Origin of the sequence: Streptomyces ochraceiscleroticus, assembly GCF_000720485.1 — a bacterium.
GTDB classification, from domain to species: domain Bacteria; phylum Actinomycetota; class Actinomycetes; order Streptomycetales; family Streptomycetaceae; genus Streptomyces; species Streptomyces ochraceiscleroticus.
In genome coordinates this window covers 1-22894 of sequence record NZ_JOAX01000010.1, presented here as the reverse complement: position 1 = coordinate 22894, position 22894 = coordinate 1, and the positions used below count along the sequence as shown (strand labels likewise).

Here is a 22894-nt window from a genome sequence, read left to right as displayed (position 1 = left end):
CTCACTCCGCCGCAGGCGGCTCCTCCGGCGGCGGCAACGCGGCGCCCGGCAGATGCAGCTCCGCCAGCGTGCCGCCGCCCTCGGCGGGCCGCAGCCGGACGCCGCCGCCCGCCTGCTGCGCCGTGCGGGCCACGATCGAGAGGCCGAGGCCGCTGCCGGGCAGGCTGCGGGCCGACGGCGAGCGCCAGAACCGCTCAAAGACGTGCGGGAGTTCGTCCTCGGGGATGCCCGGACCGTGGTCCCGCACGGTCAGCAGGCCGCCCTTCAGGCGGACCTCGACCGTCGAGCCCGACGGGCTGAACTTCACCGCGTTGTCGAGGAGGTTGACCACCGCGCGCTCCAGCGCGGCCGGCTCGGCCCGTACGTACCAGGGGTCCAGCGCGGCGTCGAAGGTGAGGGACGGGCCGCGCAGCCGGGCCCGGTCCAGCGCGGTCGCCGCGGCCTCGTGCAGCGCCACGACCGGCGGCGTGCCCGGTCCGCCGGACGCGTGGTCCGGCGTCCTGGACAGCTCCTGGAGGTCACCGATGAGCGCCGCCAGCTCGCCCATCTGGGCCTTTACCGAGTCCAGCAGGGCGAGCTTGTCGGCGGGCGGGATGGCCCGGCCGGTGCGCTCGCTGCGCTCCAGCAGGTCGATGTTGGTACGCAGCGAGGTCAGCGGGGTGCGCAGCTCGTGGCCCGCGTCCGCGATGAGCTGCTGCTGGAGGTCGCGGGAGGCGGCGAGCGCGGCGGTCATGGAGTTGAAGGACCGCGAGAGCCGGGCGATCTCGTCCTCGCCCTCGGTGGGGATGCGGATCGCGAGGTCTTCCGTACGGGCGACGTGCTCGACGGCCGCGGTCAGCCGGTCCACGGGTTTCAGGCCCGCCCTGGCCACCCACAGGCCCGTGGTCGCGGCGCCCAGCACGCCCACCCCGGCGACGATCAGCAGGACCAGCGCGAGCTGGTTGAGCGGCTCGGTGACCTGCTCCATGGGCGCGGCGACGGACACCGCGACCTGGTTGCCCAGCGCGTCGGTGGCCGGACCGTGGTACGGCACGGTCGAGACCCGCATCTCCGCGCCGTCGGCCGCCCGCGCGGTGTGCACGGTGCCGCCCGAGCGGCCCTGCGCGACGGCGACGTCCGCGCGCTCGGCGGGGATCTGCGACTTCTCCGGCGAGGTGCACACGCCGCCGTCCACCGACACGAGCTGGATCGTGTACGGGGTGGGCTGGAAGCGGATGCCCTCGGGCGCGGTGCCGTTGCACTCGGCGCTCAGCGCCCGGACGTACGCCGCGTCCACGCTGACGTTGCCCAGGGTGGCGTCGAGCTGCTCGGTGAGCCGGTCGCGGGTGATCAGCCAGCAGGCGGCGGCGGACGCGGCGACGGCGAGCGCGACGGCGAGCGCGGTGAGCATCGCCAGCCGGGAGCGCAGCGGCAGCCGGCGGTAGCGCTGGGCCGCCTCCTCGCGCAGGTTCACTCGGCACCGCCGGACCGCAGGACGTACCCGACGCCGCGCACGGTGTGCACCAGCCGCGGTTCGCCACCGGCCTCGGTCTTGCGCCGCAGGTACATCACGTACACGTCCAGGGAGTTGGAGGAGGGCTCGAAGTCGAAGCCCCAGACGGCCTTGAGGATCTGCTCGCGGGTGAGGACCTGGCGCGGGTGGGCCAGGAACATCTCCAGCAGGGTGAATTCGGTGCGGGTCAGCTCCACGGGCCGTTCGCCGCGGGTGACTTCCCGGGTGGCGAGGTTCATGCGCAGGTCCGCGAAGGTGAGCGTGTCGCCCTCGTCGGGCGCGGCGCCGGCTGCCGCCGCGTACGAACTGCGGCGCAGCAGCGCGCGGATGCGGGCCAGCAGCTCGTCCAGCTCGAAGGGCTTGACCAGGTAGTCGTCGGCGCCCGCGTCCAGTCCGGTGACCCGGTCGCCGACCGTGTCGCGCGCGGTGAGCATCAGGATCGGCACGGTCAGGCCGCTCGCGCGCAGCCTGCGGGCCGCGGTCAGGCCGTCCATGCGGGGCATCAGCACGTCCAGCACGATCAGTTCGGGCCGGTAGGCGGCCACCTTCTCGACCGCGTCCAGTCCGTCGACGGCCTCCTCGGTGGCGTAACCCTCGAAGGCGAGCGAGCGCCGGAGTGCTTCGCGGACGGCCGGCTCGTCGTCGACGATCAGGATGCGGGCGGGCGTCTCGCCCTGCTCGGCGGCGCTCATGGGTGTCGGGTCCTCGGGGTGTACGGGAAGCGGACGGTTGCGTGCCCAGCTTCTCAGGTGCGGCTGCCGCTCCTCAGTTGCCGCTGCCGCCGGCACGCAGGGTGTCCAGGTCCGCCTTGACGGTGTTGATGGGGATCGCGAATCCCAGACCGACGCTGCCGGCGCTGCTGCTGGTGGCGTCGGACGGCGAGTACATCGCGGAGTTGATGCCGATGATCCGGCCCTGCATGTCGATCAGGGCACCGCCGGAGTTGCCGGGGTTGAGCGAGGCATCGGTCTGGATGGCCTTGTACGAGGTCGTCGAGGAGCCGGTGTCGCCGTTGTACTGGTTGCCGCCGAACTCGAACGGCCACGGGAGGTCGCCCTGCCCCTGACCCTGCTGCTGTTGCTGCGGTTGCTGCTGCTGGTCCTCCTTGGGCACGGTCACCTCGCGGCCGAGCGCGGAGACGATGCCGCTGGTCACCGAGCCGGTCAGGCCCTCGGGGGAGCCGATCGCGACGACCTGGTCGCCGACGGCGAGCTTGCTGGAGTCGCCGAGGGTGGCGTGCGTGAGGTTCTTGGCGCCCCGCACCTTGATCAGGGCCAGGTCCTTGTCGGGGTCGGTGCCGACGACCTTGGCGGTCTTGGTGGAGCCGTCGCTGAAGGACACGGAGACGGTGCCGGCGCCGGACACGACGTGGTTGTTGGTGATGATCTCGCCGTCGCCGGTGAGGACGACACCGGAGCCGGTGGACTCGCCTTGGGTGGTGCGGGACTTGATCTCGACTATGGCGGGGCTGACCGCCTTGGCCACCGAGGAGACCCCGTTGCCGGTGGTGGCGCCCGCGTTGACCACGGCGGTGCTCTGGCCGCTGCTGCCGCCCTGGGTGGCGCTCTCGATGAGCGCGGCGCTGCCGCCGCCGATCAGGCCGGAGGCCAGCGCGACCGCGGCGATCAGCGCGACGGGGCGGCGCATCCGGCGGCGCGGGGGCTGCGGCTCGCCGCCGTCGACGGGCGGCGCCGGCGGCGCGTACGGAGGCGGCGGCGGGTAGGCGCCCTGCGCGGAGCCGTACAGGCCGCCGGGGCCCGGCGCGCCGAAGGACGCGTACGAGGTGGTCTGCTGGGCGTCGTACTGCGGGACCTGCGAAGTCTGCGGGGTCTCATCGCCGCTGCGGCGGTAGCTGTCGGTCATGTCTACGACTCTGCGAGCCGTGCATGAGAACCGGCTGAGAACGCCCTGAGAGGTCCGGCAGAAGTGGGTATGCCCGGTATAAAGGCGCGCGCCCGGGCGGTCAGCCGCCGCAGCCGCAGGACCGGCGGATCACCAGCCGGGACGGGTACTGCCGCAGCCGCTCCCGGCGCGAACCCGCCACCCGCAGCCCGTCGTCCAGCACGAGGTCCACGGCCGTACGGGCCATCGCCTCACGGTCCGAGCCGATCGTGGTGAGCGGCGGGTCGGTCAGCGCCGCTTCCTTCACGTCGTCGAAGCCGGCCACCGCCAGCTCGCCGGGCACGTCGATGCGCAGCTCGCGGGCCGCGCGCAGCACGGCGATGGCCTGGTCGTCGGTGGCGCACATGATCGCCGGCGGCCGGTCCGGGCTCTCCAGGAGCTTCAGCGCGAGGGGGTACGCCTCGTAACGGTTGTACGGGGCCTGGAAGTACCGGCCCTCGGTCGAGCGGCCGGCCTCCTGCATGGCCCGCTGCCAGCCCTTGACGTGGTCGGTGACCGGGTCGCCGGACTTCGGGGTCTCCTCCAGGCCGCCGAAGAACGCGACGTAGGGGTGGCCGTGCTCCAGGAGGTGGCGGGTGGCGAGCTGGGCGCCGCCGACGTCGTCCGCCATGACGGCGACGTCGTCGATGGCGTCCGGGCGGCGGTGCAGCAGCACCACGCGGGCGTCCCAGGTGTCGATCTCGGCGGCGGCGTGCTCGCTGGGGCCCTGGCTGATCAGGATGAGCCCGGCGACCCGCATGCCGAGGAAGGCGCGGAGGTAGTGCACCTCGCGCTCGTCCTCATAGTTGGCGTTGCCGACCAGCACCATCTTTCCGCGCTCGGAGGCGGCACGCTCCACGGCGTGCGCCATCTCCGCGAAGAACGGCTGGCGGGTGTCGGGGACGATCAGCCCTATGAGGTCGGTCCGGCGCGAGGCCATGGCCTGCGCGACCCGGTCCGGCCGGTACCCCAGCTCCTTGATCGCGGCGAGCACCCGCTCGCGCGTGGCCGGGGCGACCGGCCTCGGTCCGTTGTTGATGACGTAACTCACCACGGCGGTGGACGTCCCCGCCAGCCTCGCCACATCATCCCGCGTCACCTTGGCCACGCGCGGCAGTCTACGCGGGTCGTGCTACCGCTCGGCAGGGCGTGCGCCGCTGGTCGCCGCGCCCCGGTCCGCGGTGTGCTCGCGAGCCTCGGCTGCGGCCCGCGCCGCCTTGCGCTCGGCGTCCTTGGCGGCCTTCTCCTTGGCCTCCTCGGCGGCCCGCTCGACCTTGTCCGGTACGACGAAGCGGTAACCGACGTTGCGCACCGTGCCGATCAGCGACTCGTGCTCGGGGCCGAGCTTGGCCCGCAGCCGCCGTACGTGGACATCCACCGTCCGCGTACCGCCGAAGTAGTCGTAGCCCCAGACCTCCTGGAGCAGCTGGGCGCGGGTGAAGACCCGGCCCGGGTGCTGCGCGAGGTACTTCAGGAGCTCGAACTCCTTGAAGGTCAGGTCCAGGACCCGGCCCTTGAGCTTGGCGCTGTAGGTCGCCTCGTCCACCGACAGGTCACCGTTGCGGATCTCCATCGGGCTGTCGTCCGTGGAGATCTGCTGGCGGCCCATGGCGAGCCGCAGCCGCGCCTCGACCTCGGCCGGGCCCGCGGTGTCCAGCAGGACGTCGTCGATGCCCCAGTCGGCGGTGACGGCGGCGAGGCCGCCCTCGGTCACGACCAGGACGAGCGGACAGCCGGGGCCGGTGGAGCGCAGGAGCTGGCACAGCGACCGGACCTGGGGGAGGTCACGGCGGCCGTCGATGAGGATGATGTCGGCGCCGGGGGTGTCCACCAGGGCCGGGCCTTCGGCAGGCGCGACGCGCACGCTGTGCAGCAGAAGACCGAGCGCGGGCAGCACTTCTGTCGAGGGCTGGAGGGCGTTCGTGAGGAGCAGCAGCGAACTCATCGCCGACCACCGCCCCGGGTCGTCCGTCGTTCCCTGACCGTTCGGTGTTCCTGCACGCTTCGCTCGCCCATCGGTTCCTCCTCGGTCCCTGCCTGCGAGGACTTTTGCGGCACTGCTTCGTATGGTCGCGGGCCCCGCGCCCTTGCGGGACTCGCGTGCCTCCGGAACGTGAGCACCGCAGTACGCTCCGCGCCCTGGAGCACACCCGCGCTCATCCGCGCACTGCGCGTCTGAAAGCACAAAAGGACCCGGGGGCTACGCTGCCCGGATCCTTCTTGCCCGACAGAATAGCCCACATGACTTCCCGGGCGGCGGCCGACTTTGCGCGATCTTGTGTTCCTTCGGTCACTTCGAGTGGCCGACGCGTGTCGTTGTTGACCGAGGACGGCGTCCGCATTGAAGCCCAGTATTCGCCTGCGGCGGGGGCTCCGCACGTCGAGCCGGACGGCCTCGTCGTGGTCCTCGCGCACGGCTTCACCGGCTCGCTGGACCGCCCCGCGCTGCGCCGCGCGGCCGCCGCCTTCGCCCAGTACACCCCCGTGGTCACGTTCTCCTTCCGGGGGCACGGCCGGTCCGGCGGGCGCTCCACGGTGGGCGACCGGGAGGTGCTGGACCTGGCGGCCGCGGTGCGCTGGGCACGCACCCTGGGCCACACCCGGGTCGCCACGGTCGGCTTCTCCATGGGCGGCTCGGTGGTCGTCCGGCACGCCGCCCAGTACCGCGCCGCGCACGAGGGGCGCACAGGAGCGCACACCGACATAGTGGTGGCGGTGAGCGCCCCTGCTCGCTGGTATTACCGGGGTACCGCGGCGATGCGGCGGCTGCACTGGGTGGTGGAGCGGCCGCTGGGCCGTCTGGTGGGGCGGCTGGGACTGCGCACCCGGATCCACGGCATCGCCTGGGATCCGGTCCCCCTCTCCCCCACGGAAGCCGCCCCGCTGATCGCCCCGACCCCTCTCCTGATCGTCCACGGCGACCGCGACCCGTACTTCCCGCTCGACCATCCCCGCGCGCTGGCGGCCGCGGCCGCGTCCGACTCCACCGACCTGTGGATCGAGCGCGGCTACGGCCACGCGGAGAACGCGGCGGCCCCTGAACTGCTGGAGCGGATCGCGGGGTGGGTCAGGGGGCGGGTCGCGGGGTGAGGCGGGGCGGATCGTTTCCCCCACTCCTCCCCCATGGGGGGATTTGAGTCCCCTGCTCAACACATTACCGAGGGTCACTGACAATGCGCCCTCGGCCCGCGCCCCCTCGGTCCGCGCTCCTCAGCCCGTGCTCCCCAGGCCCCATGCCCTCGGCGCCGTACCCCCTCAGTCCGTCTCCGCCAGCGCCTCGGCGAACTGGGCCGCGTACAGCCGTGCGTACGCGCCGTCCGCGGCCAGCAGGTCGTCGTGCGTGCCCTGTTCGACGATCGCGCCGGACTCCATGACCAGGATCAGGTCGGCGTCGCGGATCGTGGAGAGGCGGTGCGCGATCACGAAGCTCGTCCGGCCGGACCGGAGCTGGGCCATGGCCTGCTGGATGAGGACTTCGGTACGGGTGTCCACCGAGCTGGTCGCCTCGTCCAGGACCAGGATCGCGGGCTCGGCGAGGAACGCCCGGGCGATGGTGATGAGCTGCTTCTCGCCGACCGAGACATTGCCGCCCTCCTCGTCCAGGACGGTGTCGTAGCCATCGGGGAGGGTGCGCACGAAGCGGTCCACGTGGGTGGCCTTCGCCGCCTCGACGATCTTGTCCAGTGAGGTGCCCTCGGGCGCGCCGTACGCGATGTTCTCGGCGATGGTGCCGCCGAACAGCCAGGTGTCCTGGAGCACCATGCCGATGTTGGCGCGCAGCTCCTCGCGGGCCATGGCGGCGATGGCCACGCCGTCCAGTGTGATCCGCCCGCCGCGCACCTCGTAGAACCGCATGAGGAGGTTGACGAGCGTCGTCTTGCCGGCGCCGGTGGGGCCGACGATGGCGACGGTCTGGCCCGGGTCCGCCGACAGGGACAGGCCCTCGATGAGCGGCTTGTCCTCCTCGTAACGGAACGAGACGTCCTCGAAGGCGACCTTGCCGCGTACGTGGTCGGGGCGCGCCGGGCGCTGTCCGTCCGGCTCCTGCTCCTCGGCGTCCAGCAGCTCGAAGACCCGCTCGGCCGAGGCGACGCCGGACTGCACCATGTTGGCCATCGAGGCGACCTGGGTGAGCGGCTGGCTGAACTGCCGGGAGTACTGGATGAACGCCTGCACGTCACCGATGGACAGCGCGCCGGACGCGACGCGGAGGCCGCCGACCACGGCCACCAGGACGTAGTTGAGGTTGCCGATGAACATCATCGCGGGCTGGATGATGCCCGAGATGAACTGCGCCTTGAACCCGGCCTCGTAGAGCGCGTCGTTCTGCTCGCGGAAGAGCTCGGCGGACTCCTGCTGGCGGCCGAAGACCTTGACCAGGGAGTGGCCGGTGTACATCTCCTCGATGTGCGCGTTGAGCTTGCCGGTGGTCTTCCACTGCTGGACGAACTGCGGCTGTGCGCGCTTGCCGATCTTCGTGGCGACGACGACGGACACCGGGACGGTGATCAGGGCGACCAGCGCCAGGAGAGGGGAGATCCAGAACATCATCGCGAGTACGCCGACGATGGTCAGCAGCGAGGCGACGATCTGGCTGAACGTCTGCTGGAAGGTCTGCTGGATGTTGTCGATGTCGTTGGTCGCGCGGGAGAGCACCTCGCCGCGCGACTGCTTGTCGAAGTAGCGCAGCGGCAGCCGGGCCAGCTTCTCCTCGACCTGCTCGCGCAGCCGGAAGACGGTCTGCTGCACGACCTTGGTGACGATGCGGGCCTGGACGAAGCCGAAGAGCGAGGCGGCCACGTAGATCACCAGCACCCACAGCAGTACGGTGCCGACCGCGCCGAAGTCGATGCCCTGACCCGGGATCACCGGCATCGTGCCGAGGATGTCGGCGAGCCCGTTCTCGCCCTTGTGGCGCAGCGCCTCGACGGCCTGCTCCTTGGTGAGTCCGGCGGGCAGCTGCCGCCCGACGATGCCGGCCATGATCAGGTCGGTGGCGTGGCCGAGCACCTTGGGCCCGGCGACGGTCAGGGCGACGCTGATCGTGCCGAGGGCCAGCGCGACCGTGATGATGGCGCGCTCGGGCCGCATCTGGCGCAGCAGCCGCTTGCCCGAGCCCTTGAAGTCCATGGACTTCTCGGTGGGCTGGCCGCCCATGAAGCGGGCGGGGCCGGCGGCCGGGGCCGGGCCTCTCTTCTGTGGTGCCGGGGTACTCACGCCGCCTCCTGCTCGGTGAGCTGGGAGAGGACGATCTCCCGGTACGTCTCGTTGTCCGCCATCAGCTCGGTGTGCGTACCGATGCCGACGACGCGGCCCTCGTCCAGGACGACGATCCGGTCGGCGCCGCGGATGGTGGACACCCGCTGCGCGACGATCACCACGGTCGCCCGGCCGGTCTCGCGGGCCAGCGCGGCCCGCAGGGCGGCGTCGGTGGCGTAGTCCAGCGCGGAGAAGGAATCGTCGAAGAGGTAGATCTCGGGCCTGCGCACCAGCGCGCGGGCGATGGCCAGCCGCTGCCGCTGGCCGCCGGAGAAGTTGCTGCCGCCCTGCGCGACCGGCGCTTCCAGGCCGCCCTCCGTCCGCTCGACGAAGTCGCGGGCCTGCGCGGTCTCCAGCGCGTGCCACAGCTCCTCGTCGGTGGCGTCGGGCCGGCCGTAGCGCAGGTTGCTCGCGACGGTCCCGGAGAAGAGGTACGGCTTCTGCGGTACCAGGCCGATGGCGTCGGAGAGGGTGCGCGGGTCGAGGTTCCGTACGTCCTCGCCGTCCACCAGCACCTGGCCGCCGGTCGCGTCGAAGAGCCGGGGCACCAGGCCGAGGAGGGTGGACTTGCCGCTGCCGGTGGAGCCGATGACGGCGGTGGTCTCGCCGGGGCGGGCGAGGAGGGAGATGTCCTTCAGTACCGGTTCCTCGGCGCCGGGGAACCGGAATTCGACGTCGCGCAGCTCCAGTTCGCCGTGGCGGCGCAGCTCGGTGACGCCGGCCTTGGGCGGGGTGACGCTGGTGTCGGTGCTCAGCACCTCCTGGATGCGCTCGGCGCAGACCTCGGCGCGCGGCAGCATCATGACCATGAACGTCGCCATCATGATCGACATCAGGATGTACATGAGGTAGCTGAGGAAGGCCGTCAGGGCGCCGATCTCCATGCCGCCGGAGTCGATGCGGTGCCCGCCGAACCAGACGACGGCCACGCTGGAGGCGTTCACGATCAGCATGACCAGCGGGAACATCATCGACATCAGCCGGCCCGCGCGCAGCGAGACGTCGTAGAGGTCGGTGTTGGCCTTCTCGAAGCGGGTCCGTTCGTGCTGGTCCCGGACGAAGGCGCGGATGACGCGGATGCCGGTGATCTGCTCGCGCAGCACGCGGTTGACGGTGTCGATGCGCTCCTGCACGCCGCGGAAGAGCGGCCGCATCCGCCGGACGATCAGCGCCACGAGCACGCCGAGCACGGGGACGATGACCAGCAGCAGCCCGGAGAGCGGCACGTCCTGGTTGAGCGCCATGACGACGCCGCCGATCATCATGATGGGCGCCGCGACCATCATCGTGAACGTCATCAGGACCAGCATCTGGACCTGCTGGACGTCGTTGGTGGTGCGCGTGATGAGCGAGGGCGCGCCGAAACCGCCCAGTTCGCGCGCGGAGAAGGACTGCACGCGGTCGAAGACGGCGGCGCGGATGTCGCGGCCGAGCGCCATGGCCGTACGGGCGCCGAAATAGACGGCGCCGATCGCGCAGACGATCTGCAGCAGCGTCACGGCGACCATGAGGACGCCGGTCTGCAGGATGTAGCCGGTGTCGCCCTTGACGACACCGTTGTCAATGATCTCGGCGTTGAGAGTCGGGAGATAGAGCGTGGCCAGCGTCTGGACGAGCTGAAGCAGCACGATCAGGGATATCGAACGTCTGTGGGGACGCAAATGCGCCATCGCGAGTCGGACCAGCACGCGCCAGAGCCTATGCGAACGTTTGCCCGCAGCAACCGATATTTCTGTCTTACGGGGTCCGGGCCGCAAGCTTTGCCCTTGCTCGCCCGTCCCCGGACGGCGGACCGCGTAGGCCATCATGGAGGCGGCAACAGAGGAGAAGGGGCCGTCGTGACAACAACAGGCACCGTGCGCTACTGGGCGGCGGCGAAGGCCGCGGCCGGTACCGCCGAGGAGCCGTACGCCGCGAGCACGCTCGCCGAGGCGCTGGACGCGGCGCGTGCGGCACACGCGGCGAACCCGGAGTTCGCCCGCGTCCTCATGCGCTGCTCGTTCCTCGTCGACGGCACCGCGGTCGGCGGCCGCGAGCACGCCACGGTCCCGCTGTCCCAGGGCGGTACCGTCGAGGTCCTCCCGCCGTTCGCGGGAGGATGAGCGCCGAGATGAGCGACCAGCAGTACGGCCCGTACTACGGGCAGCACGATCCCTACGGGCAGCAGTACGGACAGCACTACGAGCCGCACGAGCCGCAGGGCCCGTATGCCGCTCCGGCGCAGGACCCGTATGCCGCTCCCCAGCAGGGCACGTACGACGGCCATCCGTACGGCGACGGCTACGGCGCCCCGCCGCAGGCGCACCCGCAGACCCAGACCTGGGACGGCGCCACCTGGGAGACGGACGCACGGCAGCCCGCGCACGCGTCTGCCGCGGCGGAGACCACCCATCTCCCCGGCCAGCAGGCGGCGGCACAGCCCGCGGCACACCAGGAGCCGGCGCCGCGGCCCGCGCCGGCCGACGCCGAGGACCTCTCCCGCCTCGCACCGAACCAGCGCGCCCGCGCCCTGGGCCACTCCCCGGTCATCCCGCCCGGCTTCCAGCCGGCCGCGCTCACGGCGGGGCTCGCCGTGCTGCTCGCGCTGGCGGCACCGCTGCCCCGGGTGTTCCCCGCCCTAGTGGTCGCGGTCCTGCAGGCGGTCACGGCGGCCGGCTGGTTCCGGCTGAACGGCATGTGGCCCGCCCGCCAGGGCATCGCGCTGGCGTTCCTCGGCGGCCTGGTCACCGATGTCGCGCTGCTGGCCACCGACCGGGACGACGCGCCCGTCGTCGGCATCGGCACGCTCGGCGTGTGGTGCCTGCTCGTCCTCGTCCTGCAGCTCCGCAACCGCAGCAGCGCGGACGAGCGGATGTACGCGCTGACCGCGGGCCTCACCTCCTCGGCGCTGGCGGTACTGGCCGCGGGCCACCTCGCCGCGGCGCCGCACGCCACGGTGATCGGCGCGGCCGCGGTGGCCGTCGCGGTGCTCGCCCGCGCGCTGCCGCTGCCGGGGCCCGTCTCCGTCGTACTGGCGCTGCTCGCCGCCACGGGCGCGGGCATCGCGGCCGGACAGCTCGGCGACCACGGCACGGCCGGTGCCGTCCTCGGGCTCGCGGCCGGCGGCTGCGCGCTGATCGGCCTGCGGGTGGCCAGCTACGACTACCCCTCGCGGTTCGTGCACCTGACGGCCGGCGTGGCGCTGCCGCTGGCGCTCGCGGCGCCCGCCGTCTACGTCCTGGGCCGCGCCCTCGGCTGACGACCGCCTCCCGCCGGAGGCAACCGCACGCGGCCGGTCACGCTCCTTATGTACGGAGGGTGACCGGCCGATTCATGCCGCCGCGCGAGTGGTCCGGTTAGGCTCGGCGCGACACCGAAGCGTGGGGGGAAGGGGTTCGATGCGTGCTCTGAGAAGGCTCGTGGTGCTACTGGTCATCGTCGGCGTGCTGTTCGTGGCCGCCGACCGGCTGGCGGTGAACTTCGCCGAGGACAAGGCGGCCGAGAAGATCCGCGGCAGCCTGGGCCTGAGCGAGACGCCACAGGTCTCGGTGAAGGGCTTCCCGTTCCTCACCCAGGTCGCGAGCGGCACGCTCACCGAGGTCGACGCCACGCTCGGCGGCATCGAGGCCACGGCGGAGGGCCACCGGCTGCGCGTGACGGAGCTGACGGCCCAGTTCCACGACGTGAAGCTGAGCAGCGACTACACCTCCATCGAGGGCGCTGCCTCGGCGACCGGCGAGGCCCGGATCGGCTACGCCGACCTGACGAAGGCGGCGGGCGACGGCGTCCGCGTCTCCTACGGCGGCGCCGGCGGTGGCGGCAGGAGCCAGGTCAAGATCTCGCCGGACGTCCCCGTGCTCAGCAACCTCGACGTGGTCGGCACGATCTCCACGGTGGGCGGCGACACGATACGGCTGCGCGCCGACGAGCTCCCGGGCCTGTGCACCGCGGTCCCCGGCTGCGAGGACAAGGTGCGGTCCCGCACGGACCACGACTGGAAGCTGGGCGAGCTGCCGGCCGGGCTGGAGCTGGACCGCGTGACGACGACCCGCGACGGCATAGTGGTCTCCGCGAAGGGCACCGACGTCCGGCTGCCGGGCTGATCCACACCCCCCTCGGCCCTCCGTACGGAGCCGGGCGTCCACCTCCTGAGACGCCGCCGTCCGTACCGCGACCCGAAGAGGCCGCCGAACCCGCTGTTCGGCGGCCTCCCGGCCTCTCCGCATCGGCTCCGCTTCCACATTGCGGACGACTACGTCTCAGCATCCGACACACCGGTGACACGCCCCGCCGTCCCTCTTTACGATCGGAGCCATGCAGAGCCTGATGAGCCGTTCCCGTATACGGGGACAGGCGGATCTCACGAAGCGGCGGGCAGTCGACCTGTGCCGCGTCGCCGCCATGCTCTGTCGCTCTGTCTGACGGGTTTCTGCCACCCGTTCTCCCGGCCGCGAGGCCCATGGCCCCGCATCCCCTCGTATTTCCGCGCAGCGCCGCGCGCTTCTGAATGCCGCCGCGCGCACCGGCGTACCCCCGCGCATCCGCAACTGCCCCGGAGGAGAAAACCATGAGCCGTAGCGACGTCCTCGTCGACGCCGACTGGGTCGAGGCCCACATCGACGACCCCAAGGTGGTCATCGTCGAGGTGGACGAGGACACCTCGGCCTACGACAAGAACCACATCAAGAACGCGGTCCGCATCGACTGGCAGAAGGACCTGCAGGACCCGGTACGCCGTGACTTCGTCGACCAGGCCGGCTTCGAGAAGCTGCTGTCGGAGAAGGGCATCGCCAACGACGACACCGTCGTCCTCTACGGCGGCAACAACAACTGGTTCGCGTCCTACGCCTACTGGTACTTCAAGCTCTACGGCCACCAGGACGTGAAGCTCCTCGACGGCGGCCGCAAGAAGTGGGAGCTGGACTCCCGCGACCTGGTCGACGGCTCGCAGGTGCCCAACCGCCCGGCGACCCAGTACAAGGCCAAGCCGCAGGACACCTCCATCCGCGCCTTCCGCGACGACGTCGTCAACGCGATCGGCAACAAGAACCTGGTGGACGTCCGCTCCCCCGACGAGTTCAGCGGCAAGCTGCTCGCCCCGGCGCACCTCCCGCAGGAGCAGTCGCAGCGCCCCGGCCACGTGACCGGCGCCCGCAACATCCCGTGGTCGAAGAACGCCAACGACGACGGCACCTTCAAGTCCGACGAGGAGCTCAAGGCTCTGTACGAGGACGAGAAGGTCGACCTGGCCAAGGACACCATCGCCTACTGCCGCATCGGTGAGCGCTCGGCGCTCACCTGGTTCGTGCTGCACGAGCTCCTGGGCCAGGAGAACGTCAAGAACTACGACGGCTCCTGGACCGAGTACGGCTCGCTCGTCGGCGTGCCGATCGAGCTCGGCGCCGCGAAGTAAGCCCCGACCCTTCCCTACACCCCTCAAGGAATCCCCATGTGTGGAGCACAGGCCGGCGGCCCCGACGCGTCGACCATCAAGCCCGGTGAGACCACGATCCAGGGCAGCGTGACCAAGGACGGCGAGCCCGTCACCGGTTACGTCCGCCTGCTGGACAGCACCGGCGAGTTCACCGCCGAGGTCCCGACCTCGGCGACCGGACAGTTCCGTTTCTACGCGGCCGAGGGCACCTGGACGCTGCGCGCGCTCGTCCCGGGTGGCACCGCCGACCGCACCGTGGTCGCCCAGCAGGGTGGCCTGGCGGAGGTCGCCATCGCCGTCTGAGGCGCCGCTCAGCGGTACTTCTACGGCCGGAGGGCCGCACCCCAGGGGTTTGGACGCCTTGGCTGGGGGTGCGGCCCTCCGTGCGTGTGCGGACGGTTTCCCCCGCCGCCGCGCGGTCTTACCGTGGAGGTATGTCCGTCCAGCGCCGTCATCGCCGGTACTACGCCATGATGGCCGTCTGCATCGCGCTCTTCGTCCTGGCCTGGGGCGTGGTGCGGCTCTGGTCCGTCCCGGCGGCGGTCGCGATGTGCGTCGTCGCCATGGTCATCCCGCCCTTCGCGGCGATCGTGGCCAACCGCAGGGAGCCGGGCGAACGCTGGTGGGACGAGTCCGGCGACCCGGAATCGGACCGCTGGTGGCGCGAGCTGGACGACAAGGGCCGCCGGTAGACGACACATGTCCGCCGGTAACGCCGCAGGCAGGGCGCCGACGGCCCGCTGGGGCGGACCTCACAGCGCCGCCGCTTCGCACGGCGACTAGACTCACCTACGGTCCGTAAACCCTCACTCCGTCCGAGGAGCGCGCTCGTGCTTGAGGCATTCTTCACCACTCTGCTCGTCCTGGTCGGCATCGGCGTCATCGCCTTCGCCGGTCTGACCTGGAAGAAGCTGTACCAGGGCCAGCGCTGAGCACGCGCGGACCGAGACCTTCCCCCTTTCTCTATAGATCGCCTGAGCTCTCATGATCGAGATCCCGTCCGACCTGAACCCGGCCCTCGTACCGCTGGCCTTCCTCCTGGGCCGCTGGGAGGGTGCCGGCGTCGCCGACTTCCCGGGCACCGAGAAGTGCAACTTCGGGCAGGAGGTCACCTTCACCCACGACGGCCGTGACTTCCTGGAGTACACCTCGCACAGCTGGGTGCTGGACGGCGAGGGCAAGAAGGTCCGCCCGCTGGAGACCGAGAGCGGCTACTGGCGCATCGACGCGGACCGCAAGGTCGAGATCGTCATGATCCGCGACCAGGGCATCGTCGAGGTCTGGTACGGCGAGCTGGCCGACCAGAAGCCGCAGATCGACCTGGCGACGGACGCCGTGGCCCGCACCGAGGCCGCGGGCCCGTACAGCGGCGGCAAGCGGCTGTACGGCTACGTCAACAGCGACCTGATGTGGGTCGGCGAGAAGGCCACGCCGGACGTCCCGCTGCGCCCGTACATGTCGGCCCACCTCAAGAAGGTCGCCGACGCGGACCTCCAGGAGTGGGCGGCGAGCCTGCCCGACGACATGCCGGACGGCGTCTCCTTCTTCAACGCGGACGGCACCCCGTACAAGCCGCAGGGCGAGGCGTAACCCCGGCGGGGGCTCCGGCGGACGCACCTACACTGGGGGCGTGGTGACCACCGACTGGCAGAGCGACCTCCGTAAGCGCGGATACCGTCTGACCCCCCAGCGGCAGCTCGTGCTGGAGGCGGTGGACCGGCTGGAGCACGCCACGCCCGACGAGATCCTCACCGAGGTGCGCAAGACGGCGGGCGGCGTCAACATCTCCACGGTCTACCGCACCCTGGAGCTGCTGGAGGAACTGGGGCTGGTCAGCCATGCCCACCTCGGGCACGGCGCCCCCACCTACCACCTCGCCGACCGGCACCACCACATCCACCTGGTGTGCCGGGACTGCACGGACGTGATCGAGGCCGATCTGTCGGTCGCGGCGCCCTTCACGGAGACGCTGCGCGAGCAGTTCGGCTTCGAGACCGACCTCAAGCATTTCGCGATCTTCGGCCGCTGCGCGGCCTGCACCACGAAGGCGGCGGACGCCGCGGAGAAGGCCGCCGGGACCGGCGGCACGGACGCCGGCTGACGTCCGGGGCCGCGGAGATCCGGCAGAAGCCCTGGCGGGCCGACCCTCCGGTAGTACCGGGTCGTACGCTGGTAACCATGCTGCGTCCCGCTGAAGCCAGCCCCCTGCTGTCGCTGCCCGGTGCCGTCCCCGCCGAGGCCCCCGACGAAGGCGTCGCCGCCCACTACGGCGACCTCTTCCGCGAGCAACGCGCCCTCGCCGACGGCGCCGGCTTCGTGGACCTCTCGCACCGCGGCGTGCTGTCCGTCTCCGGCCCCGAACGGCTGACCTGGCTGCACCTGCTGCTCACGCAGCACGTCAGCGAGCTGGCGCCCGGCCACGCCACCGAGGCGCTGATCCTCTCCGCCAACGGCCACATCGAGCACGCGGTCTACCTCGTCGACGACGGCGAGACGACCTGGATGCACACCGAGCCCGGCACCCAGGAAGCGCTGCTCGCGTACCTGGAAAGCATGAAGTTCTTCTACCGGGTCGAGGCCGCCGACCGCACGGAGGAGATCGCCGTCGTCCACCTGCCGGCCGGCTCCATCACCGAGACGCCCGGGGACGCCGCCGCCGTCCGCGAGACGCCGCACGGCCGCGACCTCTTCCTGCCGCGCGCCTCCCTGGCGGACTTCGCCGCCGCGCACGGCCCCGCGATCGGCGTACTGGCCCTGGAGGCGCTGCGCGTCGAGGCGCACCGCCCGCGGCTCGGCCTGGAGACCGACCACCGCACCATCCCGCACGAGCTGGGCTGGATCGGCACGGCCGTCCACCTCCAGAAGGGCTGCTACCGCGGTCAGGAAACCGTCGCCCGCGTCCACAACCTGGGGAAGCCGCCGCGCCGCCTGGTCTTCCTGCACCTGGACGGCAGCGAGGTGAAACTGTCGGGCCACGGCGCGCCGGTCCGACTCGCCGCCGACGGCCCCGACGGCCGCCAGATCGGCTTCGTGACGACCTCGGCCCGCCACCACGAGCTGGGACCGATCGCACTGGCACTGGTCAAGCGCAACGTCGCGGTGGACGCGGAACTGATGGCGGACGGGACGGCTGCGGCGCAGGAGGTCGTTGTCGAGCCTTAGACCTCGACCAGCACCGTGAACGGGCCGTCGTTCGTCAGCGAGACCTTCATGTCCGCGCCGAACCGGCCCGTTTCCACATGCGCGCCCAGCGCCCGCAGCTGCGCCACGACCTCGTCGACCAGCGGCTCGGCCACCGGCCCCGGAGCCGCCGCGTTCCACGTGGGCCGACGCCCCTTCCGCGCGTCCCCGTACAACGTGAACTGGCTGATCACCAGCAGCCCCGCCCCCGTGTCCGAGCATGACTTCTCACCGTCGAGGATGCGCACCGACCACAGCTTGCGGGCGAGCTGCGCCGCCTTCTCCGGGGTGTCGTCGTGCGTCACGCCGACCAGGACGCACAGCCCCTCCCCCACGACCTCGCCGACCGTCTCGCCCGCCACGTCGACGCGTGCGCCGTTCACCCTCTGCACCACTGCTCGCATACCGCCATGATGCCGGGCGCCACCCCAGACCACCCCACGGGGTGCGGCGCCCCGCGCCACCCGGACAGCCCAACGACGGCGCACGGCGTACCCCCACACGGACCGTTCGCGGGCCGATGACCCTGCGCGCACACCGCTCGCAGTGGCACGATGCGTGCACAAGGTGCGCGGGACCATTCGGCTCCGGGACCGCACCGCACGAGGGGACGGACATACGCATGAGCACCGCCGGCGCCGGGCAGACACCTTCCGGTTCCGTACCATTTGCCCGTACATCCACCCAAGGGGCCGCGGCAGCGTCCGCGAGCGGGCCCCTGCCCCCGCCGACGACGACGTCCACGTCCCGGCCCGAGCCGGCGCCCCCGCCCGGGCACCCGGCACAGGACGGTGACCGCACCGAGGATGGCCCCATGCTCCCCGCAGGCCCGGCACAGCCCCGCCCTCCGCTGCAGCGCGACCGCTTCCGTCCGGCCCCCCGGCCCGACCTCTCGGGACTCGGCCTGCCCGAGATCCGCAAGCTGCGCAGGGACGCGCAACAGGAGGAGGCGGACCTCAGCTATGTACGCCGACTGCTCCAGGGCCGGATCGACATCCTGCGCGCCGAGGCGGCCCGGCGGGCCGCGCCGCAGACCACGGTCCTGGACCGGCTGCCGGAGATCCTGACGGACGGGCCGTCGCGGCACCGCTCCTCGGCCCGGCATGTGACGGTCGGGACGCCGCACAGCGAGGAGTACCGCCGGCTCGCCGAGGACATGCTCGGCGAGGTCGAGCTCTCCGACCTGGGCGCCCGCACCGACGCCGAGCTGCGGGAGGCGATGGGCCGGCTGGTCCAGTACGAGCGGCAGGTCTCGCTGCGCCGCCAGTCGCTGCAGCGCACGGCGGACGATTGCAGCGCGGAGATCGCCCGCAGGTACCGTGAAGGGGAAGCGCAAGTAGACGACCTGCTCTCCTGACGCGGAGGCCACCGGCCTTCCGAGGAGGCGGTCCGTGACCCGTCCCCGGAAGGCCCGCGATGACCTCCTCCTCCGCCCCCGAGCCCACGCATGAGCCCACCGGCCCGATATCCGGTGCGGACGCGCCGATATCCGGAGCGTCCGCCACTGGACGGCCCGCCGGGGCAGGCATTCCGCCCGTGCTGGCCGAGGTCGTCCGGTCCGGCTTCGTCGAGGGCGTGCACCGCGGCTCGCTGGTCGTCCTGGCTGCCGACGGCAGCGTCGACCTGGCGCTGGGCGACGTGGACTCGCCGATCTTCCCGCGCTCCTCGAACAAGCCGATGCAGGCCGCCGCGATCCTCCGCGCGGGCCTGGACCTGAGCGGCGAGCGCCTCGCCCTGGCCGCCGCCAGCCACTCCGGCGAAAGCTTCCACCTCGATCTGGTCCAGAAGATGCTCGCCGAGTTCGGCCTCTCCCCCGAGCAGCTCCAGACCCCGCCGGACCTGCCGCTGGACCCGGCCGAGGCGGAGAGCTACCTGGCGGCCGGCAAGGTCCGCGACCGGCTGACCATGAACTGCTCCGGCAAGCACACCGCGATGCTCGCCGTCTGCGCCGCCAACGGCTGGCCCCTGGAGAGCTACCTCGACCAGCACCACCCGCTCCAGCAGCTCGTCCTGCAGGCCGTACGGGACGCGAGCGGCGAGGCCGTCGACCACATCGGCACGGACGGCTGCGGCGCGCCCCTGATGGCGCTCTCGCTGACCGGCCTGGCCCGCTCCTACCGGCACTTCGTACTCGCCGAGCCCGGCACCCCCGAGCGCCGGGTCGCGGACGCGATGCGCGCGCACCCGGAGTACGTCGCGGGCACCCGCCGCCCCGACACCTGGCTGATGCGGGAGATCCCGGGCGTGCTGTCCAAGATGGGCGCGGAGGCCGTACAGGCACTGACGCTGCCCGACGGCCGCGCGCTCGCCTTCAAGATCGACGACGGCGCGACCCGCACGCTCGGCCCGGTCCTGGCCCGCACCCTGCGCCTGATGGGCATCGACGCCCCGGTACTCGACCGCATCGCGGACGTGCCGCTCACCGGCGGGGCGGAGCGGGTGGGGGAGATCCGGGCGGCGTCGTTCTGAGCCGTCGGCACCGCTCCGGTTCACGAGCACCGCTCTGAGCCAGGGGTATCGCTCTGAGCCGCGAGCGCCTTTCTGCTCCGCGAGCACCGCTCTGAGCCGCGGGCACCGCTCTGAGCCGTCGGCGCGCCGTCGGGGCCGTCGGGGCCCCGAAAACCATGCGACAACCCGTCAGGAGCGTGGCTAGCGTACGAGTATGAGCCTTGAGGTGCGTACGGTCGGCGAGGACGACTTCCACGGCTGGCTGGCGACGGTGGGGATCGGCTTCCTGAGTTCGCCGGAGGTGTCCAAGGAACTGGTCGAGTGGCGTCTCGGCGGTGCGGATCTCACGCGTACACAGGGGGCGTTCGACGGCGGGCGCTGCGTCGCGACCTTCCGCAGCTTCGCGCAGGAGCTGACGGTCGTGGGCGGCGCCCGGGTGCCGGCCGACGCCGTTTCCCAGGTGACCGTCTCGCCCACGCACCGCCGCCGCGGCCTGCTCAGCCGGATGATGGCGCGGGACCTGGCGGCGGCGAAGGAGCGCGGCGACGCGGTGGCCACGCTGATCGCCGCGGAGTACCCGATCTACGGACGGTACGGCTTCGGGCCCGCCACGTCGTTCACGGAGTGGCGCATCGACGTGGCCCGCGCCCGGCTGGACACCCGGTACGCGGGTCCGCAGGACGGCGGCCGGGTGGACTTCGTGACGCCGGAGGAGGTACGCACGCTCGGCCCCGCCCTGCACGACCGTTTCCGCGCCCGGCAGCCCGGCGCCGTCTCGCGCGGCGACCGCTGGTGGCAGCAGGCGACCGGGGCGGTCCGGTTTCCCGAGGAAGAGTGGCGGGAGCCCTTCCACGCCGTGTACCGCTCCGCCGACGGCGAGGTCGAGGGCCTGGTCACGTACACCAGTGACGACCGCTGGGAACACAAGCGGCCCGAGCAGACGCTCGAGGTCAGCAAGCTGATCGCGGTCACCCCGGCCGCCGAGCGCGCCCTGTGGCACTTCCTCTGCTCGATCGACTGGATCCTGCACGTGAAGACCGGGCACCGCGCCCCCGACGACCTGGTGCCGCTGCTGCTCGGCGACCCGCGCGCCGCGAGCATCGAGGAGCACGCCGACTACCTGTGGATCCGCCCCCTGGACGTACCGGAGTTGCTGTCGGCGCGGACGTACGGCGGGTCCGGGTCACTGGTCCTGGAGGTGCGGGACGCGGACGGGTACGCCGCGGGCCGGTACCACCTCGACGCCGGGCCCGAAGGCGCCACCTGCGCGCGCACCACCCGCTCCGCCGACCTCACCCTGGACGTCCGGGAGCTGGCCGCGCTGTACCTCGGCGACGAGTCCCCCACGCGGCTCGCGGCGCTCGGCCGGGTCCAGGAGGACCGGCCCGGCGCGCTCGCCACCGCGGACGCGCTGCTGCGGACGGCGCGCCGGCCATGGTGCCCGGACATCTTCTGAGGCGTACCGTCTTTTGCGGCGTACCGACTTCCGAGGCGTACCGACTTCTGAGGCGTACCGTCGCCGCCAACGGCCGTGGCCTGCATAAAGTGGCGAGTGCAGGCGCACACCACGAGAGCAGGAGGCCGACAGCATGAGCGAGACGACACCAGGCGCACAGGGGCCCGAGTCGATCGAGCACGCGCACGACCCCGAGGTGCTGCAGCTCGCGGCCAAGGTCTTCGACCTGGCGCGGCAGGGCGACACCGACACGGTCGCCGCGTACGTCGACGCCGGGGTGCCCGCCAACCTCACCAACGACAAGGGCGATTCGCTCCTCATGCTGGCCGCGTACCACGGCCACGTCGCGACCGTCGAGGCCCTGCTCCAGCGCGGCGCGGACGCCGACCGGCCCAACGACCGCGGCCAGACCCCGATCGCGGGCGCGGTCTTCAAGGGCGAGGACGCGATCGTACGACTGCTGCTGAGCCACGGCGCGGACCCGGCCGCGGGCTCACCGTCCGCGGTGGACACTGCCCGCATGTTCGAAAAGAAGGAACTGCTGGAGCTGTTCGGGGAGCAGTGAGCCGCCGCTCTACGCCGGTCTCGAGAGGGCCCGGCAGGGTGGTCCCGGTCGGGATCACCCGGCCGGGATCACCCGGTCGACCAGGGCGGCGATCAGCCCGTCCGTCTCCTCGGCCGGCACCACACCCGGCAGCGTGAGCTGCTCCAGCATCAGTCCGGTCATCGCGAGATACATCAGCAGCACGGCCGTACGGTCGCCCGGCAGCCCGCCCTCCCGGTGGAAGCGGAGATCGTCCTCCAGCGTGCCGCGCATGGTGGCGGTCAGCTCCTCCCGCAGCTCGGGCCGCCGGGTGGCCTCCAGGCGCAGCTCCAGCATCGCCAGGTAGCCGGTGCGGTCCGCGCTCACTCTACGGTTGATCCACCCCATCAGCTCGGTCACCAGCTCGCGCCCGCGCGGCGCCGTCATGACCTCGGCGACCTCGTCCGGGCCCGGCGCGATGCGCTGGTGGATCTGCCCGCTGACCTGCGCCAACAGCTCGCCCCTGCTGGCGAAGTAGTTGGACGCGGTGCCCTTCGGCACGCCCGCCTCCGCGTCCACGGCGCGGAACGTCAGCCCCCGCGCACCGTCCCGCGCCAGCACCTCGATCGCCGCATCCACCAGCGCCGTACGCCGCTCCGGATTCCGCACCACCGGCAGCCTCCTCGCCCCACTCCTTGCAACCACTACGGGTAACGTACTACACATAGAGTGGTTAGCGGCATCCGGCCGCCCACAGGGAGGGGACCCATGCGCTTCGAAAAGCTGGGCATCGCCGTACTGACCGACGACACCGCCGCCAGCAGCCGCTTCTACACCGAACACTTCGGCTTCACCCAGGTCGCCGACCTGGGCTGGTACGTGAGCCTGCACCACCCCGAACACCCCGCGTACGTCCTGGACTTCGTCCAACGCGGCCACGAATCCATGCCGCAGGGCTTCCGCACCCAGGACACCGCGGGCCTCTGCCTGGCCTTCCTCGTCGCGGACGCGGCCGCCGAAGAGGCCACGCTGCGCAAGCGGGGAGTGCCGATCACCGACCCGCTGCGGGACGAGCCGTGGGGCCAGCGCCGCTTCAACGTCCGCAGCCCGGAAGGCATCCTGATCGAAGTACTCCAGCTCATCGAGCCGGATCCCGCGTGGCTTGCGGAGAACGGGGGGTGAGGCTCAATGCGCCCCTCCGGGGGGCCTCCCCCTCCCCCCCCGCCCCCTCCCCTTCAGCAG

25 protein-coding genes are annotated in these 22894 nt (G+C 71.9%); 16 read left to right on the top strand and 9 right to left on the bottom strand.

Annotated elements, in window-relative coordinates; all coding sequences use genetic code 11:
- Position 1 precedes the first annotated feature (1 nt).
- From IG84_RS0114710 to IG84_RS0114690, 5 genes are all read right to left on the bottom strand, one after another.
- A complete protein-coding gene (locus tag IG84_RS0114710) occupies positions 2-1390 on the bottom strand; it encodes a sensor histidine kinase (protein ID WP_078648848.1) in 1389 nt (462 codons plus the stop codon).
- A gap of 59 nt (positions 1391-1449) precedes the next feature.
- Positions 1450-2184, bottom strand: a complete 735-nt coding sequence (locus IG84_RS0114705; protein ID WP_031056204.1) for a response regulator transcription factor — start codon at positions 2182-2184, stop codon at positions 1450-1452.
- A 73-nt stretch (positions 2185-2257) separates the two neighbouring features.
- Entirely contained in the window at positions 2258-3355 is a 1098-nt protein-coding gene (locus IG84_RS0114700) for a S1C family serine protease (RefSeq protein ID WP_031056202.1), read from the bottom strand.
- Between the two features lie 100 nt (positions 3356-3455).
- A complete protein-coding gene (locus IG84_RS0114695) occupies positions 3456-4481 on the bottom strand; it encodes a LacI family DNA-binding transcriptional regulator (protein ID WP_031056198.1) in 1026 nt (341 codons plus the stop codon).
- A gap of 24 nt (positions 4482-4505) precedes the next feature.
- Positions 4506-5318 carry a winged helix-turn-helix transcriptional regulator gene (locus IG84_RS0114690; protein ID WP_031056196.1) on the bottom strand — a complete coding sequence of 271 codons (813 nt, stop codon included), beginning with the start codon at positions 5316-5318 and terminating at the stop codon, positions 4506-4508.
- Positions 5319-5614: 296 nt separating this feature from the next.
- On the opposite strand from IG84_RS0114690, the gene IG84_RS0114685 reads away from it, so the two are divergent.
- Positions 5615-6463: an alpha/beta hydrolase gene (locus IG84_RS0114685; protein WP_078648833.1), complete on the top strand. Its 849-nt coding sequence runs from the start codon at positions 5615-5617 to the stop codon at positions 6461-6463.
- Positions 6464-6628: 165 nt separating this feature from the next.
- On the opposite strand, the gene IG84_RS0114680 is transcribed toward IG84_RS0114685, so the two are convergent.
- Together IG84_RS0114680 and IG84_RS0114675 are read right to left on the bottom strand one after the other, a co-directional pair.
- On the bottom strand, positions 6629-8530 hold the full coding sequence (locus IG84_RS0114680; RefSeq protein WP_078648847.1) for an ABC transporter ATP-binding protein: 1902 nt from the start codon (positions 8528-8530) through the stop codon (positions 6629-6631).
- Positions 8531-8586: 56 nt separating this feature from the next.
- Positions 8587-10320: an ABC transporter ATP-binding protein gene (locus IG84_RS0114675; RefSeq protein ID WP_031056188.1), complete on the bottom strand. Its 1734-nt coding sequence runs from the start codon at positions 10318-10320 to the stop codon at positions 8587-8589.
- 150 nt (positions 10321-10470) lie between these two features.
- On the opposite strand from IG84_RS0114675, the gene IG84_RS39830 reads away from it, so the two are divergent.
- From IG84_RS39830 to ygfZ, 10 genes are all read left to right on the top strand, one after another.
- Entirely contained in the window at positions 10471-10734 is a 264-nt protein-coding gene (locus IG84_RS39830) for a MoaD/ThiS family protein (protein ID WP_031056182.1), read from the top strand.
- Between the two features lie 8 nt (positions 10735-10742).
- Complete coding sequence (locus IG84_RS0114665; protein ID WP_245659357.1) at positions 10743-11870, top strand: hypothetical protein; 1128 nt, start codon at positions 10743-10745, stop codon at positions 11868-11870.
- 139 nt (positions 11871-12009) lie between these two features.
- On the top strand, positions 12010-12714 hold the full coding sequence (locus IG84_RS0114660; protein ID WP_031056177.1) for an LmeA family phospholipid-binding protein: 705 nt from the start codon (positions 12010-12012) through the stop codon (positions 12712-12714).
- Positions 12715-12925: 211 nt separating this feature from the next.
- The gene (locus IG84_RS42915; protein WP_399789883.1) at positions 12926-13033 is read left to right on the top strand and encodes a putative leader peptide; all 108 of its coding nucleotides are present in this window, start codon (positions 12926-12928) and stop codon (positions 13031-13033) included.
- A gap of 145 nt (positions 13034-13178) precedes the next feature.
- On the top strand, positions 13179-14024 hold the full coding sequence (locus tag IG84_RS0114655; RefSeq protein ID WP_031056174.1) for a sulfurtransferase: 846 nt from the start codon (positions 13179-13181) through the stop codon (positions 14022-14024).
- A 36-nt stretch (positions 14025-14060) separates the two neighbouring features.
- Entirely contained in the window at positions 14061-14348 is a 288-nt protein-coding gene (locus IG84_RS0114650) for a DUF1416 domain-containing protein (RefSeq protein WP_030254814.1), read from the top strand.
- Positions 14349-14479: 131 nt separating this feature from the next.
- Positions 14480-14737, top strand: coding sequence for a DUF3099 domain-containing protein (locus IG84_RS0114645; protein ID WP_031056170.1), 258 nt, complete (start codon positions 14480-14482; stop codon positions 14735-14737).
- A gap of 292 nt (positions 14738-15029) precedes the next feature.
- The gene (locus tag IG84_RS0114635; RefSeq protein ID WP_031056164.1) at positions 15030-15635 is read left to right on the top strand and encodes a heme-binding beta-barrel domain-containing protein; all 606 of its coding nucleotides are present in this window, start codon (positions 15030-15032) and stop codon (positions 15633-15635) included.
- 40 nt (positions 15636-15675) lie between these two features.
- Positions 15676-16146, top strand: coding sequence for a Fur family transcriptional regulator (locus tag IG84_RS0114630; RefSeq protein WP_051861723.1), 471 nt, complete (start codon positions 15676-15678; stop codon positions 16144-16146).
- Between the two features lie 77 nt (positions 16147-16223).
- Positions 16224-17207, top strand: a complete 984-nt coding sequence (gene ygfZ / locus IG84_RS0114625) for a CAF17-like 4Fe-4S cluster assembly/insertion protein YgfZ (RefSeq protein WP_031056157.1) — start codon at positions 16224-16226, stop codon at positions 17205-17207.
- Here ygfZ and dtd read toward each other — a convergent pair.
- The gene (gene dtd, locus IG84_RS0114620) at positions 17204-17629 is read right to left on the bottom strand and encodes a D-aminoacyl-tRNA deacylase (protein ID WP_030254831.1); all 426 of its coding nucleotides are present in this window, start codon (positions 17627-17629) and stop codon (positions 17204-17206) included. The two genes, ygfZ and dtd, sit on opposite strands and share 4 nt — an antisense overlap.
- 410 nt (positions 17630-18039) lie before the next feature.
- On the opposite strand from dtd, the gene IG84_RS0114615 reads away from it, so the two are divergent.
- The 4 genes from IG84_RS0114615 (at position 18040) to IG84_RS0114600 (ending at position 21694) form a co-directional block, all read left to right on the top strand.
- The gene (locus tag IG84_RS0114615) at positions 18040-18582 is read left to right on the top strand and encodes an RsiG family protein (RefSeq protein ID WP_031056154.1); all 543 of its coding nucleotides are present in this window, start codon (positions 18040-18042) and stop codon (positions 18580-18582) included.
- 107 nt (positions 18583-18689) lie between these two features.
- On the top strand, positions 18690-19694 hold the full coding sequence (locus IG84_RS0114610; RefSeq protein ID WP_245659361.1) for an asparaginase: 1005 nt from the start codon (positions 18690-18692) through the stop codon (positions 19692-19694).
- A 193-nt stretch (positions 19695-19887) separates the two neighbouring features.
- Positions 19888-21129, top strand: coding sequence for a GNAT family N-acetyltransferase (locus IG84_RS0114605; protein WP_031056149.1), 1242 nt, complete (start codon positions 19888-19890; stop codon positions 21127-21129).
- Positions 21130-21262: 133 nt separating this feature from the next.
- On the top strand, positions 21263-21694 hold the full coding sequence (locus IG84_RS0114600) for an ankyrin repeat domain-containing protein (protein ID WP_031056146.1): 432 nt from the start codon (positions 21263-21265) through the stop codon (positions 21692-21694).
- A gap of 54 nt (positions 21695-21748) precedes the next feature.
- Here IG84_RS0114600 and IG84_RS0114595 read toward each other — a convergent pair whose 3' ends face one another.
- Positions 21749-22324, bottom strand: coding sequence for a TetR/AcrR family transcriptional regulator (locus tag IG84_RS0114595; protein ID WP_031056144.1), 576 nt, complete (start codon positions 22322-22324; stop codon positions 21749-21751).
- 96 nt (positions 22325-22420) lie between these two features.
- Between IG84_RS0114595 and IG84_RS0114590 the strand changes: the two genes are divergently transcribed.
- Positions 22421-22834: a VOC family protein gene (locus tag IG84_RS0114590; protein ID WP_031056141.1), complete on the top strand. Its 414-nt coding sequence runs from the start codon at positions 22421-22423 to the stop codon at positions 22832-22834.
- Positions 22835-22894: the final 60 nt, after the last annotated feature.